11 protein-coding genes and 1 riboswitch (1 of these 12 cut by a window edge) are annotated in these 14,228 nt (G+C 60.9%); of the genes, 4 read left to right on the top strand and 7 right to left on the bottom strand.

Annotated elements, in window-relative coordinates:
• Positions 1-202, top strand: the end of a protein-coding gene (locus C2U47_RS09725) for an RNA recognition motif domain-containing protein (RefSeq protein ID WP_041212101.1). Its footprint begins 290 nt before the window's first position; only the last 202 of its 492 coding nucleotides appear in the window; its start codon lies beyond the left edge, outside the window; it ends in the stop codon at positions 200-202.
• Positions 203-205: 3 nt separating this feature from the next.
• Here C2U47_RS09725 and murI read toward each other — a convergent pair whose 3' ends face one another.
• Together murI and C2U47_RS09735 are read right to left on the bottom strand one after the other, a co-directional pair.
• A complete protein-coding gene (murI, locus tag C2U47_RS09730; protein ID WP_049636935.1) occupies positions 206-994 on the bottom strand; it encodes a glutamate racemase in 789 nt (262 codons plus the stop codon).
• 108 nt (positions 995-1,102) lie between these two features.
• A complete protein-coding gene (locus tag C2U47_RS09735) occupies positions 1,103-2,968 on the bottom strand; it encodes a TonB-dependent receptor domain-containing protein (protein ID WP_049636934.1) in 1,866 nt (621 codons plus the stop codon).
• A 52-nt stretch (positions 2,969-3,020) separates the two neighbouring features.
• Positions 3,021-3,198: riboswitch (cobalamin riboswitch) on the bottom strand.
• A 206-nt stretch (positions 3,199-3,404) separates the two neighbouring features.
• Between C2U47_RS09735 and purE the strand changes: the two genes are divergently transcribed.
• Complete coding sequence (purE, locus tag C2U47_RS09740) at positions 3,405-3,914, top strand: 5-(carboxyamino)imidazole ribonucleotide mutase (RefSeq protein ID WP_029313402.1); 510 nt, start codon at positions 3,405-3,407, stop codon at positions 3,912-3,914.
• Complete coding sequence (locus tag C2U47_RS09745; protein ID WP_049636933.1) at positions 3,911-5,035, top strand: 5-(carboxyamino)imidazole ribonucleotide synthase; 1,125 nt, start codon at positions 3,911-3,913, stop codon at positions 5,033-5,035. Before purE ends, C2U47_RS09745 begins: the two co-directional genes overlap by 4 nt.
• A gap of 72 nt (positions 5,036-5,107) precedes the next feature.
• On the opposite strand, the gene C2U47_RS09750 is transcribed toward C2U47_RS09745, so the two are convergent.
• From C2U47_RS09750 to C2U47_RS09760, 3 genes are all read right to left on the bottom strand, one after another.
• Entirely contained in the window at positions 5,108-6,301 is a 1,194-nt protein-coding gene (locus C2U47_RS09750) for an L-lactate MFS transporter (protein ID WP_045522696.1), read from the bottom strand.
• Positions 6,302-6,410: 109 nt separating this feature from the next.
• A complete protein-coding gene (locus C2U47_RS09755) occupies positions 6,411-7,139 on the bottom strand; it encodes a LytR/AlgR family response regulator transcription factor (protein ID WP_039040685.1) in 729 nt (242 codons plus the stop codon).
• Positions 7,133-8,806, bottom strand: coding sequence for a sensor histidine kinase (locus C2U47_RS09760; RefSeq protein ID WP_039040684.1), 1,674 nt, complete (start codon positions 8,804-8,806; stop codon positions 7,133-7,135). Before C2U47_RS09760 ends, C2U47_RS09755 begins: the two co-directional genes overlap by 7 nt.
• A gap of 161 nt (positions 8,807-8,967) precedes the next feature.
• Between C2U47_RS09760 and C2U47_RS09765 the strand changes: the two genes are divergently transcribed.
• Positions 8,968-9,408 (top strand): hypothetical protein, encoded by a 441-nt coding sequence (locus C2U47_RS09765; protein ID WP_045522692.1) that lies wholly within the window; start codon positions 8,968-8,970, stop codon positions 9,406-9,408.
• Positions 9,409-9,439: 31 nt separating this feature from the next.
• On the opposite strand, the gene C2U47_RS09770 is transcribed toward C2U47_RS09765, so the two are convergent.
• Both C2U47_RS09770 and C2U47_RS09775 read right to left on the bottom strand, forming a co-directional pair.
• Positions 9,440-13,039, bottom strand: a complete 3,600-nt coding sequence (locus tag C2U47_RS09770; RefSeq protein ID WP_223930646.1) for an ATP-binding protein — start codon at positions 13,037-13,039, stop codon at positions 9,440-9,442.
• Positions 13,036-13,659: a response regulator transcription factor gene (locus C2U47_RS09775; RefSeq protein ID WP_045522690.1), complete on the bottom strand. Its 624-nt coding sequence runs from the start codon at positions 13,657-13,659 to the stop codon at positions 13,036-13,038. Before C2U47_RS09775 ends, C2U47_RS09770 begins: the two co-directional genes overlap by 4 nt.
• Positions 13,660-14,228: the final 569 nt, after the last annotated feature.

The raw sequence follows: 14,228 nt of genomic DNA on the forward strand, positions 1-14,228 counted from the left end.
GGTACTGTCAGTTCGTCTGATGAAGGACAAGGCCACCGGCAAACGCAGGGGCTTCGGGTTTGTGGAGATGCCTGTCGCCGATGCGGCCAAGGCCATCGCCGCGCTCAATGACAAGGAGTATCAGCAGCGCACCCTGAAAGTGCGTGAAGCAAATGACAAGCGGGACCGGGATGAGAAGGACGTCAACGACGTCGACGCCTGATATTCAGTACACCACTTCTTCGAGTGACGACAGCCCCCAAGCTTGCAAGGGGGCTGTCAGTTTCTGGGCCCCTGCATCCAGTCGCGTGCAGTAGGCACGCCCCGTCCCCTCGCAAGGCGCCTGGACCGGCAGTGTCGCCAGCAGATGCGCCACCCGCCTTGCCACGGCAAGACCCGAATCGACCAGTTGGCATTCCGGCATCAGCTGTTTGATCTCTTCGTTGAGCAAGGGGAAGTGGGTACATCCCAGCACCAGGGTATCCGGCCTCTCCTCCCCTTCCATCCAGTCTGCGAGCACCTCTCTGAGCAGGGCCATATTGACCGGCAACCCCGCCAGCTTGCGCTCGGCTTCGATAACCAGTTCGGTGGCCCCCTTCAGCAGCACATGCTTGCCCGGGGCGAACTGGGCGATGAGTTCATGGGTATAGTCACGGCTGACGGTGCCGGGCGTTGCCAGCAGACCGATGTAGCCGTTACGGGTCAGGGCGGCGGCAGGCTTGATCGCGGGGACCACGCCGACCACGGGAATGCTGAGTGCGGTACGCAGGGATGGCAGGGCAATGGTGCTGGCGGTATTGCAGGCGATCACCACCAGATCGATGGCGTGCTCGGCCACCATGTGGCTGACCAGTCCGGTACAAGCCTCGATGAGGGCAGCCTCACTCAGCTCGCCATAGGGAAAGTGGGCATTGTCGAAACTGTAGAAATAGTTGTGCTCCGGCAGAGCGCGACGGATCTCCCCATAGACAGTCAGACCGCCCATACCGGAGTCGAACACGAGAATATTGGCCACCTGAGCTCCCCCTTGAATGCGAGGCCGCGATCATACTCCCGCCCGGCGCCAATAGAAAAGGCCCTGCCAATGGCAGGGCCCCTGATTTTTCAGATCCAGACAAGGGGATCAGAGTGCGTAGTCCACCGTCACATAGTAGGCACGCTCGTCAGCCGGGTAACCCACCGAGGTCTGGTATTCCTTGTCCAGCAGGTTGCTGATCTTGCCGGAGACCTTCCAGGACGGTGCAACCTGATAGCCCACCGCCAGGTTCCACACGCTGTAGCCGCCCAGCTGGGTGGTATTGGCCGCGTCACCATAACGCTCACCCTGGTAGATCCAGCTCAGGGAGCCATCGAACTGCTGCCACTGCGCCTGGCTCACCCACTTGGCACCCTTGCGGGAGATCAGCTGCAACTGCTTGTCGGTGACCTTGTCCTTGGGATCCTTGTATTCGGCGGAAACGCGATGGCTCAGCCAGCCGGTCTCGAACTCCCCTTCCAGCTCAACCCCTTCAATCCGCGCCTTGCCGACGTTTTGCGGCGTCCACATGCCCTGGCTGTCCGGTGCCCACTGGATCATCTGCTCGAAGTCGTTGCGATAACCGGTCAAGCGCCACTCCACACCAGCGGTCTGTCCGTCCAGCATCAACTCGTGGCTTTTCGACTCTTCCGGCTTCAGATCAGGATTGCCGGACCCTGGGTAGTAGAGATCGTTGAAGGAGGGGGCACGGAAACCGGTGCCGTAGCGGGTACTGAGGCGATAATCCTCAACGAAGCGCCAGCCAGCGCCGGTTTGCCAGGTGTTGTGACGTCCGAACTGCTCGTTGTCATCGCTGCGACCGCTCAGCTCGGCCTGCCAGACCTGGTTGTCAAACTGGGCCAGGGCATAGAGCCCGGTGTTGTCACGCTCATCGGCGTCACTCGGGAAGGCGACGCCAGAGGAGCGGGAACTATCGTCCAGCATGTCGCGCTGCCAGTCGGCGCCGCCCCCCAGGGTCCAGCTCTCGTCCAGTTTGACGCTGTTGACCCAGTTCAGGGTGTATTGACGGGTATAGAGTCGATCAGCGGACTGATCGCGGCCGCTGGTATCCGGGTAGTCGTAGGCATCCTGTTTGGAGAAGGCGCCGCGCAGTTCGCTCAGGTAGCGCTCGTCATGATAGCGGGAGCCGAGCTGGTAGCTCTGGTTCTCGGTCCAGGTCTCGTTGCGTTGATGAAACGCCGGGCCCCAGGCGGAAGCGGCAGAGGATCTGTCGTACTGGGCAATGTTGCGGAACCAACGGGTCGTACCGAACAGATCCCAGTTGCTGGCCAGCGCCTGCTGATAATCCACCATGGCGTTGTAACCCCGGTGGCCATGCTTGTCGCCATCGTTCACCCCGACGATGGGATGCACGTTGTAGCCGGTCTCGTCATCGAAACCACCAGCGACCTTGATCTGACCCGCATCACCCACCTGGCTGGCGCTGCTGAAGGCGGCCTGACGCTGCTTGTGGGAGCCCGCACCCAAGTTGAACTTGTGTTGATTGGTCCCCTGATCCGGGCGAGTGATGATATTGATGACCCCACCGATGGCATCGGATCCATAAATGGTGGCGCGTGCACCGCGGATATATTCGATCCGCTCCACCTGGTTGAGGGGCAGGTTGTTGAGCTCGGTCATCCCGGCGGTCAGAGAGGCGCTGCGCACCCCATCCACCAGCACCAGGGTCTGGGAAGAGGTGCCACCACGTACCCGCAGCGAGCTGAGCTGGCCGCGGCCGCCGTTGCTGACCACTTCCACGCCGGGCAGGGTCTTGACCACGTCGGTCACGGTCTGGGCTTGCAGGCGATCGATCTCGTCACGGGTCACCACGTTGACGGGAGCCAGCACACTGGAGGCAGGCTGGGCGACACGGGTAGCGGTCACCACCATGGTGGGATTGACGGGGATGGTCAGTTGTTGGGCAAAGGCCGCCGTTGGCAACAGGGCAGCCGCCAATAATGTCTTGGACATGAGAGATCCTTAAGTTCGCGTAAGCATCTACTTCGTGGCCGGTTTCTCTCGGCCCGAAATACGAACTTTGGCAGGTCTTCGGGCTTGGGGGCTGATGGCCTACGGCGACGGCTTCCCACCTGACGGCAGTGCCCTGATGTCGCTTCGTTCCCCCTTACCGCTGCGCGCCAGCTCCGGATTCTCACCGGATTCCCTTTTAAGCATGATGCGCCAAAGCGGGGGATTATAGGCAGAGCCGTCTTGGATGTATAGCCATCTGGATTTCTAATGTCGTTTTTACCCAAAGTCGGTGCCAAGTGGCGCAGATCCTCGCCCCCTCTCGTACCTTGAGGCTCGTTGACCGTCATTCGAGCGGGTCAAACACAAGAAATGTTGAGCCAGATCCCACGGCTTTTTGGTAACATGCGGCAAACGTTTGACATCCGAGGAAGCCGTAATGACGACCCCCCCTATGATCGGCCTGGTAATGGGCTCCGACTCTGACTGGCCCGTGATGCAGGCCGCCGCCCGCATCCTCAAGGAGCACGGCGTGCCCTATGAAGCGCGCGTCGTATCCGCCCATCGCACCCCGGATCTCCTGTTTGAATATGCCGCCAGTGCGCGCGATCGCGGTCTGCGCGCCATCATCGCCGGCGCCGGCGGCGCAGCCCACCTGCCGGGCATGCTGGCCGCCAAGACCACGATCCCGGTGCTGGGCGTGCCCATCCCCACCCGCCAGCTCAAGGGGATGGATTCCTTGCTCTCCATCGTACAGATGCCCAAGGGCGTGCCGGTCGCCACCTTCGCCATCGGCGAGGCGGGTGCCGCCAATGCCGGTCTGTTCGCCGTGTCCCTGCTCTCTGTCGCCCAGGATGGCGACGCTCCCCGTTATCACCAGCAGCTCGATGGCTTCCGCGCCAAGGAGCGCGACCGGGTGCTGGCGCTCACCCTGGAGGAGCCGGCATGATACTGCCCCCCGCCACTTTGGGTATGCTCGGTGGCGGCCAGCTCGGCCGCTACTTCGTGATGTCTGCCCACCGTCTCGGCTACAAGGTGATCGTGCTGGACCCGGACCCCATCAGCATCGCCGGTGCAGCCGCCGACGAGCAGATCGTGGCCGCCTATGACGATACCGATGCCCTGCGCGATCTGGCCAGCCGCTGCGACGCTATCACCTGCGAGTTCGAAAACGTGCCCGCAGCCTCCCTGGCCCTGCTGGAGCAGTACAAGCCGGTGCGCCCGGCCGCGAGCGCAGTACGTGTCTGTCAGGATCGCCGGGAAGAGAAAGCCTTCCTGACCCGCGCCGGCGTACCGGTTGCCCCGAACCTGACCCTGCTGCCCGGCGAGCCGCTGCCCGCCCTGCCAAGCGACCTCTTCCCCGCCATCCTCAAGACCGCCCGCGAGGGCTACGATGGCAAGGGGCAGTGGACTATCCACAATGCGGGCGAATTGCCAGCGGCCCTGGCCGCCAGCGGTGTCCCTTGCGTGCTGGAAAAACGCCTGCCACTGGAGGGGGAGTTTGCCCTCACCCTGGCCCGCAGTCCGAGCGGTGCTATCAGTGCCCTGCCTCTGGTGCAGAACTGGCACAGCGGCGGCATCCTGGATCAGACCCGCTCCCCGGCCAATGTGCCCGCCCTGGAGCGCGAAGCCCAGCGCATCGCCGAGCACATCATCGCCGCCCTCGACTATGTGGGTGTGCTGACGGTGGAGTTCTTCCTGGTCGGCGGTGAACTGCTGGTCAACGAGATGGCCCCCCGGCCCCACAATTCGGGTCATCCCAGCATCGACAACGCCGGTTGCAGCCAGTTCGAGTTGCAGGTGCGCGCCCTGTGCGATCTGCCGCTGCCGGCACAGGCTGAGGTTCAGCCCGCCATCCTGCTCAACCTGCTCGGGGATCTGTGGCAAGACGGCACGCCGGACTGGGCCGGCGCCCTGGCCCTGCCCGGGGTGCACCTTCACCTCTATGGCAAGGGCGAAGCCCGCCCCGGCCGCAAGATGGGCCACGTCACCGTCACTGGCCGCGACTGGGCGGCGGTCGAGGCCACCGCGCACCAGCTGCGCGCCCTGCTGGGTCTGCCTCCGCGCTGAGTCCACCCCTTGACATGCAAAGACCCGGGCCAAGGCCCGGGTCTTTTTTTATGACTTGAGAAGCGAGAGGGGTCAGGCCCTGTCGACAGCCGCAACGGGAGCCGGCAGGCGGATGGTGAGGGAGAGCACCAGGGCCACCACCAGCAACACCAGAATGAGGTTGAAAGTCGCCATGAAGCCGCCAAACAGGGAGGCCACGATGGAGCCGATGATGCTGCCCAGACCAAAGCCCAGATAGATGACGCCGTAGTTCTTGGTCAGGTTGTTGAGGCCGAAGAAGTCGCTCACCAGCGAGGGGTAGACGGTGATGGTGCCGCCGAAGCTGAACGCCACGCAGGCCACTGCCACGAAGAAGAGGTTGGCATTGAGCGGCACGAACAGCAGCAGCGCCATGCCCGCCAGGGTAATCAACTGGGCGATGGTGATGACCCGGATACGGGACATCTTGTCGGAGAGGATGCCCAGCACCAGCCGGCCGCCCAGGTTGGCCATGGCGATGATGGCGACGGCGTTGGCGGCGACCACGGCCGGCAAGCCCACCATCTTCTCGCCGATGTCCTTGGCTACGCCGATGACGTAGAGACCGCTCATGCAGGCGGTGAGGAACATCAGCGCCAGCATCCAGTATTGGGGCTTGCGCATCGCCTCGGCCAGGGTGAAGTCGCGGCTCTCGCTCTGCTGCACGGCGGCGGCCTGCTGGGGCGCATCCTTCATCAGCATGCCACCCACCAGCACCATGGACATGGCGATCAGCCCCCACAGCTGGAAGGTGGTCTCAAGGCCATTGCTGGAGAGCAGCAGCAGGTTGATGTACTTGAAACCCAGGCTGCCGAGGCCATAAGCACCGATGGAGCAGGCGGAGATGAGCCCCTTGCGCTCCGGGAACCACTTCACGCAGTTGGAGAGGGTCATCAGGTAACCGGTACCGTCGGCAAAACCGACCAGGATGCCGGCGCAGAGGTAGAGCATCGCCAGGTTGCTGGCATGAGCGGTGAGGAAGAAGCCGATGCCGAGCAGCACGCCGGCGCCCAGGGTGACGTTGCGCACCCCGAACCGCTCCTGCAGCTTGCCCGCCAGGGAGGAGGCCACCGCCAGGGAGAGGCTGAGCAGGCCGAAAGCGAAGGCGACCTGGCTGACCGGCTCGTCCAGCTTGTCGGAGAGCTGGGCGTTGAACAGGCTCCAGGTGTACACGGATCCCAGCGCGAACTGGGTGATGATGGTCCCCAACAGGGTGAGGTAACGGGTGCGATTCAGATCGATGGTCATGATGCGTCTCGAGGAATGGCCTTAAGGAAACTGGGGCCACTATAGGCAAGACGCCGCTCCCGCCGACCGATTACGGCATGAAATGCAGATCGGCGGGAATGAATAACAATCAGAGCCGCATCAGCTGACGGAACGCCTTGATGTTGCTGCGACTGACCGGCACCTCGAACGGCAGGTCATGGAGCCGAATGAGATAGGTGCTGTTGAACCAGGGCACTATCTCGCGGATCTTGTTGATGTTGACGCAGTAGGAGCGGTGGCAGCGGAAGAACCCCTCGGCAGGCAACCGACTGACGAACTCGCTGAGGGTCATGGTCATCACGTAGCGATCGGTACGGGTGTAGACATGGGTCAGCTTCTCGTCGGCTTCCGCGTAGTAGATCTGCTCGCAGGGGGTGACGATGATGCGCTCCCCCTTCACCAGATTGACGGTGCGGTTCTGTGGCGTCCCGGACTCCGCACCCTGGGGCTGGGACTTGCCCGCCAGTTCGAGCTTTTGCAGCAAATTGATGAGGCGCGGCTCGTTGTAGGGCTTGAGGATGTAGTCGAATGCCTCCAGCTCGAACGCCTCCACCGCAAACTCCTTGTAGGCGGTGACGAAGACGATGTGGGGCGGATGGCTGGACTTGTGCAGGTTCTTGGCCAGCAGCAGGCCGTCGATGGCGGGGATCTGGATATCCAGAAACACCACGTCCACCTCGTGATCCTGCAGATACTTGAACGCCTCCAGCCCGTCCTCGAAGCTCGCCACTATCTCGATGTTGCTGTGCTGCCCCACCAGAAAGGCCAGCTCCTCGCGGGCCAGATACTCATCTTCCACAATGATCGCTTTCAGCATGGCATTGCCTCCTGATCAGGCAGATAGAAACAGACTTCGGTCCCCGGCTCCAGCCGCTTGAGGTGCAGGCCGTCGCCATAGAGCAGCTTGACCCGCTGATGCACGTTCATCAGACCGATGCTGCGGCTCTCCACCCGACCGGCGGCGACCCCGTCGATCACCGCCTGGCTGATGCCGTAGCCTGTGTCGCGCACCGCGACCCGGATGCCGCCCGCCAGCTGCTTCACCTCGATGGTGACCCGACCCGGCGCACTGCGGGGCTGGATGCCGTGCAGGATGGCGTTTTCCACCAACGGCTGCAACAGCAGGCTCGGCACCTGGATATGCACGTCGTCCACCTCGAACACCACCTCCAGCTTGTCGCCGAAGCGGGCCTGCTCGATGGCCACGTAGTCGCGCACCTGCTGCAGCTCCTCCTGGATGTCGATGAGGGTGTCCCCCTTGTTGAGGTTGTAGCGCAGGTAATCCGCCAGATTGGCAATGAGCTGGCGTGCCTGCTGGGGACGGATGCGGATCAGCGACGAGATGGCATTGAGGGCGTTGAACAGGAAGTGGGGGTTGATCTTGCTCTGCAGCGCGGTGAACTCCGCCTTGCGGGTCATCTCCTTGAGCTGCTCGATACGCGACACCTCCATCTGGGTGGAGATGAGCTGGGAGAGGCCCACCGCCATCTCCTTGAGGGAGCTGGTGATGCTGTGGGTGCGGCGATAATAGATCTTGAGGGTGCCGCTGACGGCGCCGTTTTCCCGCAGCGGAATAATGATGACCGAGTGAAAATCGGAGAGGTGATACTGGCGCAGATCGTTGTTGATGATGATCTGGTCCAGCAGCACCGCTCTGTGGGTCATGTCGCTGATGGCGTGATGCTCGTCCAGCTCGTAGTAATCCTTGCCCACCCCCACATAGGCCAGCACGTCGCGGGTATCGGTGATGGCCACCGCATCGGCGCTGATCTCGCTGCGAATGATGCCGCACACCTGGCTCAGGGAGTGGCGATCAATGTTCTGGAAAAACGGCAACGTCTTGTTGGCGATGTCGAGCGCCAGCTTGGCCTGCTTGGCGGCAATCAGCTCCTTCTCGTCATCCAGATCCTGCACCAGCTTGATGATGAGCCCGATACAGAGCGCACCGGCGATCATCGGGTAGGCAATATGACTGACTATCTCCACACCTACCGCATGGGGCTCGGTCAGTTGCCAGATAAGCAGCATGGTCAGCCCCTCGCAGGCCATCCCCGCCAGGATGCCATAGAGCCAGAGCCGCGACTTGCGACAGCGCAGGTGCAGCCAGGTGGCCAGCAGGCCGGCGATGATGCTGGCGATGAGACAGGGAATGGAGGTGTGGCCATCCATGTCGATGAGATAGCGGTGCAGCCCCGAGATGACCCCGGCCGGAATGCCGACCCAGGGGCCGAACAGGATGCCGCCCGAGATGATGGCGATGATCCGCACATTGATGAGGGCCCCCTCCACCGGAATGCCGGTGTAGGTACTGAACACCGCGAACAGACAGAAGATGGCCGCCACCAGCACCAGCTCGGCCGGGGTGTGGTCACGCTTCTGGAACAATCGCTGAAACGGCCGGGTGCGGGTGAGAAGAAAGAGCGTCATCAGCATCAGCGCCGCCCGCTCAAACACCGCCAACAACATCATCTGATTTTCGAGCATGGCTCTCCTCCGTCAATGGCATGGCGCCAGGGGGCGGATCATACCCCTTATCTGCCGCCGACTCATGGGCGAATCCGGGGAGAGCGGTTCAGCTTTCGGGGAAAGCGCCGATAAGAGGAGGCCCTCGCCAAGGAGGGCCCAGTCCGACAAAGGAGATAACTATGTTTCAAAAAAGCATGGTGCTGGCAGTGATGATCGGTTGCAGCAGTGCCGCCGTTCACGCCAATACGCAGGTGAGCCAGCTGAACTGGCAGGCCACCGCCAGCAAAGAGACCAACATGGAAGTAGCGCTTACCCACCCAGGCCTCCAGGCCATCAATTCGGATCCGGCACAGGCTCCCGTCCAGATCCTGGCAGCAGACCTGAGCCACCCGGATTTCAACACCACCTATCGTTTGCAAGCCCGCGCACTCTACGGCTCCCTGCCACAGCAGGATGATCTCCGGATCACGCTGGCGCTCAACGGACAACCCCTCGAAGCAAGCCGCGCCCTCCCCTTGGCGCAGGCGACCCGCTATTACCTCAGCTATCAGGCCCCGTCAGCCAGACCGGACCAGGTGGGCGAAGCCGCCTATGAGTTGATGGTGTACTGGCTGGGCTGACCACAGGAGCCGAAGGCATGTTCCCATGCCTTCATTCCTCCCCTTCCATCACCTGCAGTTGGGTCGCCGCCAGCCGAACGACCTCGTACTCTTGCTGCAAACGGGCCAGCGCCTCGGGCAGCCTGGCCTGATCGAGCTCCCAGGATTCTATTTCGCTGCAGGTCGCCACCAGTTTCAGAGTGCCCATGATCCTGGCGCCCCCTTTCAGGCGATGTATGCGGTCGATGAACTGGCCGACATGCCCCTCCTCCGCGGCCCGTTGCAATCCCGCGATATCGTCGTCACTGGCCCGCACGAACTCGGCCAGCAGAGGCACCATCAGGGTCGACTGGTGTGCGGTCAGCGGCCCCAGATACCGCCGGATCTCCTCCATGCAGACGACCATGTCACTCTGCTCTTCCCGCTGCATGTGCCGACGCAGGCAGTGATCGAGCGCCTCCAGTCCGACGGGCTTGAACAGACAGTCATCCATCCCTGCCGCCTGCCCTTCATTGATCTGCTCCTGCCGCGCATCGGCCGTCAGCCCGAGGATCACGGTGCGTCGCCAGCCGTGCAGCCGCTCCAGCTCCCGGCATTGGCGAACCAGCTCGAAGCCGTTCATGCCGGGCATGTTGAAGTCGGTCATGATGACATCCACCCTGGCTCCGATCAGCAGCCGCAGCGCCTCTTCTCCCGACTCGACGGCCGTGGCGTCATGACCCAGATAAGCCAGTTGCTGGCTGACCAGCAACCGGTTGGCTGGATGATCGTCCACGACCATGATCTTCAGTCGCCGCACCGGCTCCACCGCCGGCTCCTGTGCAGGCGTGGCGGGCATCGCCACGGCATCGGCCACCGGCAGCTTGATCTCGATACTGACCCGGGTCCCCTGCCCGGGCGCACTCTCCAGTTGCAGGGAGCCGCCCATCGTCTCGCACAGGGAGCGGGAGATCATCAGACCCAGCCCAGTACCCGACTGCTGGATTTTCTCGGGTTGGCTGGCCTGGCTGAAGGGCTCGAACAGCCTGGCCTGCTCGGCCTGATCAATGCCGATTCCGGTATCCAGAATGGTGAGCTGCACGGTACACCAGCCATCGCTGACCCGGGAGGCCAGCGTCACCGTGACCGACCCACGCTCGGTGTACTTGATGGCGTTGCTGATCAGGTTGGAGACGATCTGCTTGTAACAAAGACCATCGATCTGCACCCAGGAAGGATTGCCCGTGACGAGATCCAGCCGCAGATTTTTCTGCCTCGCCAGCGCGGTAAAGACGGTAACGACCGATGCTGTCAGGGTCACGATGTCATGGGGTTCGGGGGCAAGTTCGAACCGGCCAGACTCGATCTTGGAAATATCCAGGATGTCGCCGATGAGGCTCAGCAGATCGCTGGCCGAGCCATGGGCAATGGCGAGGGAGGCCTGATCCTCCTCGTGCAGCCGACCCCGCTTGAGCGCCAGTTCCAGCAAGCCGATGATGGCATTCATGGGGGTACGGATCTCGTGGCTCATGGTCGCGAGGAAGGTGCTCTTGGCACGGTTTGCCTCCTGGGCCTCCTGGCTGGCCACCGCCAGCTCATCGAGCAGGCGTACCCGTTCGCTGACGTCGATCCAGCCTCCCACGCCCCCCTGCACATTGCCGTCCAGATCGTAGTAAGGCTGAACCCAGTGATAGACGTCGACCCCGCCCGTCGGCAGGACCAGACGGTGATCCCCCTCCTGGGCACGGCGGCTGTCACAGGAAAGCACCAGATCCCCGTGCAGGGGAGCAAGAAAAGGCCAGCGCGTTCGCGCGTCGTCCAGGCCCGTGCCGAGCAGGCTGACCTTGGACTCGCCAAGGAAGCTGGCATAGCTGCTGTTGCACAGTACCAGGATCCCGTTCAAATCCCGCGCATAGATGGGGTGAGGTGTCCCGTCCACCAGATCGGCGATGAACTTGAGCTGGGTGCTCAGCGCCCCCTCCACCAGTCGCCGCTCGCGGATCTGCTTGCGCAGGGACAGCCCCCACAGGCCAACCCAGAGGGTCAGCAGCAGGATCAAGGCGATAAAGACCCCGAACTCCTGAATCAACTCCTGCCAGGAGACACTCTCCTGTTTGACATTGACCCGCCAGCGGTTGGAGAGCCCTTCCAGCTCATCCGGCGGAATGATGGCAATCACCTTGTCCAGAATGTCCCGCAGTACGGGATGCGCGGGGGTGACCGCCAACGCGGCACCGATGGGGATGGAATCGAACAGCTCCCCCGTAATGATCAGGCTGTCGGGGAATTTGCTGTTCACGTAGTACTTGGCCACCCGCAGCGGCAGTATGGTCACATCGCACACATCCATCGCCACACAGCGCATGGCATCTTCAATCGTATCGAACTGCCGCGACGTCAGCTTGCCGTATTCCGCCTCGATGGCCTGGGTCGAGATAAAGCCTCTGACCATGGCCACGGTGCCGGTCTTGAGCAGCGATGCAGGGGGGACCTCCCGGTGGCGCAGCCCCACCACATAGGAGAGGGGATCGAGGACAAAGGCCCGGCTGAACAGATAGCGGTTCCTGCGCTCGGCAGAAGGGCTCAACACCCCCGCATCCACCTGGCCGCTATCCAGCAACTGGGTCATCTGCTCCGGCGTCTTGGCAGGCACCACCTCGAGCTCCACCCCCAGCTTGGCTCGCATGACCTGCAGCAGATCGGCGACCACGCCGTGCATGGTACCGGTGACGTCATAGAAACTGAGGGGCGGGATGCCGCTGTTCACCGCAATCCGGATCTTCTCCCGTTTGCTCAGCCATTCCCATTGCTCGCGGCTCAGGTCGATTCTGCTGGCACCGATGGAGAGGCCCCCCCCATTCCAGCGCTTGGCCACTTCCGCCCGCTTGCCCTCGAGGATCTCCCCCAGCGCGATATCCATGATCCTCTTGAGTCGCCGCTCCTTGGGATTGAGGGCAAAGGCAAAACCGGCGGTATCGATATAGAGCGGCTTCAATAATTGAATGCTGCTCTGATAGAACTTGTTGACGATGAAATTGCCGGAGATCATGTCCACCATGACGGCATCAACCTGACCATATGCCACCGCGGACAATGCACTATAGCGGGACGGGTATATTTTAATTTTGTAGTCCGACAGATAGCGCATGATGTCCATGAACGGCAAATAATACTCCGGCACGGCTATTGTTCTTATTTCTCGCTCTTTGACCTGAATGTTTTTATAGATGGCTGGGTCGTCAGCAATATATTTGTCAGTCAGCAGAAGATGCTGTTCCCGCTCATAGGAATTGGAGGTACTCAGCAGATCGATCTCCCCCCGCTGGAGCGCTTCAATGGCAGCCGCCCTGGAGGGATATCCCTTCACTAGGATCTCGATGTGCAGCAGATGGGTCAACATGCCGACGATGTCGGCCGTCACCCCTTCATAAGCATTCGCCCTCAGGGTGATGTCCATAGGCGGGTTGTCAGGTCTGGGCACCCCCAGGATCAGCCGCTCGCGCTCCTGCAACCAGCGCCACTCCTCCCCATGCAGCGGCAAGGGGCTGGCATCGAGGTATTCCCCGCCATCCCGCGAATAGACTTGCAGCAGGGGCTCTTCCGGTTCCTGGGCCGCCAGCGGCCACACCCAGACCAGCGCCAGCAGAAGCAACAGCAATTTCGCCCTGTTCACAGCAGTTTCTGCCGTCTGGCCAGACTGATCAGATCAACGATGTTGGTGATGTTGAGTTTCTTCATCAACCGGGTCTTGTAGGTACTGACGGTTTTCTCGCTCAACAGCATGCTTTGGGCAATCTGCTTGTTGGCATGACCCTGACAAATCTGCAGCAGCACGCTCATCTCGCGGGAAGAGAGGGTCGACAGCAGATCTTCCCGATCGACCGTATGGGCATGCCTGGCGCCGGCGATGACGTCACGGGGGTAATAGAGTTGCCGCTTCTCTATTTTTGCGATCGCATCCTTCAGCAAATACAAATCATCCAGCTTGGACAAGAACCCCTCGGCACCAGCTTGCAGGCACCGCACCATAATATGGTGGGTGGACTGTGCAGACAGCACCAGAATCTTGGCGCCAATATCCAGCATCTTGATTCTCTTTATCACTTCGATGCCATCAAGCTGAGGTATTCCAATATCAAGAATGACAATATCTGGATGGGTGTTCCTGGCCATGGCGATAGCATCAACACCATTATCAACCTCGCCTAACACATGATGTTCTTCCTGTTTCAACAACATGTTCACGGCCATTCTTATTGCTGGATGATCATCAACTATCAATACCTTCGCCATATATAGATCCGTTATTCAGCCCTGTCCGACGAGCATATTAACTACAAATCAAGCAACGACACCATACAGCTTGATCTTGTTTTCAATATGTTAAATAAATATAAAAATGGCATTCTCAAGTTAATCACCATTATAGCTTCATTTATTTTTTATATATTTATCAATATATTGCATTTTATTTGCCTCGTATGGAGCCTGGTGGTGGCCGGGTCCCCTCCCTCGTTGATGTCCCCTCCTTCCCGGTTTTCCCTGTGCTCTTCCTCCCGCAATAAAAGACCTAAAAAACATATAAATCAAATACATGAGACACAACAACCCACTGAAAGGAAAGGGAAATCAATTATTTTATAAAGTTTGCGCCCCATCATCCTTTGAGATTTTTCCTACGCACCATTCGGTCGATCAAAACAGATCCGATCGTTATCTTAGTCGACGAAAAAACAAGCTGGTCCGAGGAGAAACATATTCCAGGTCCGGCTGCCACGACCGGTCGAATCGTCGCCAACGTGGCAAGGCATGCCCCTGACGGGCAATGAACCAACCGGGTGGTCAATACCATCCAGAAGATA

Origin of the sequence: Aeromonas sp. ASNIH7 (assembly GCF_002903485.1) — a bacterium.
Lineage (GTDB): Bacteria > Pseudomonadota > Gammaproteobacteria > Enterobacterales > Aeromonadaceae > Aeromonas > Aeromonas caviae.

Bases quoted from the DNA above. Each gene is read 5' to 3' on its own strand.
- C2U47_RS09735 (WP_049636934.1), bottom strand. From the start codon at position 2,968: ATGTCCAAGACATTATTGGCGGCTGCCCTGTTGCCAACGGCGGCCTTT.
- purE (WP_029313402.1), top strand. From the start codon at position 3,405: ATGACGACCCCCCCTATGATCGGCCTGGTAATGGGCTCCGACTCTGAC.
- C2U47_RS09745 (WP_049636933.1), top strand. From the start codon at position 3,911: ATGATACTGCCCCCCGCCACTTTGGGTATGCTCGGTGGCGGCCAGCTC.
- C2U47_RS09750 (WP_045522696.1), bottom strand. From the start codon at position 6,301: ATGACCATCGATCTGAATCGCACCCGTTACCTCACCCTGTTGGGGACC.
- C2U47_RS09755 (WP_039040685.1), bottom strand. From the start codon at position 7,139: ATGCTGAAAGCGATCATTGTGGAAGATGAGTATCTGGCCCGCGAGGAG.
- C2U47_RS09760 (WP_039040684.1), bottom strand. From the start codon at position 8,806: ATGCTCGAAAATCAGATGATGTTGTTGGCGGTGTTTGAGCGGGCGGCG.
- C2U47_RS09765 (WP_045522692.1), top strand. From the start codon at position 8,968: ATGTTTCAAAAAAGCATGGTGCTGGCAGTGATGATCGGTTGCAGCAGT.
- C2U47_RS09775 (WP_045522690.1), bottom strand. From the start codon at position 13,659: ATGGCGAAGGTATTGATAGTTGATGATCATCCAGCAATAAGAATGGCC.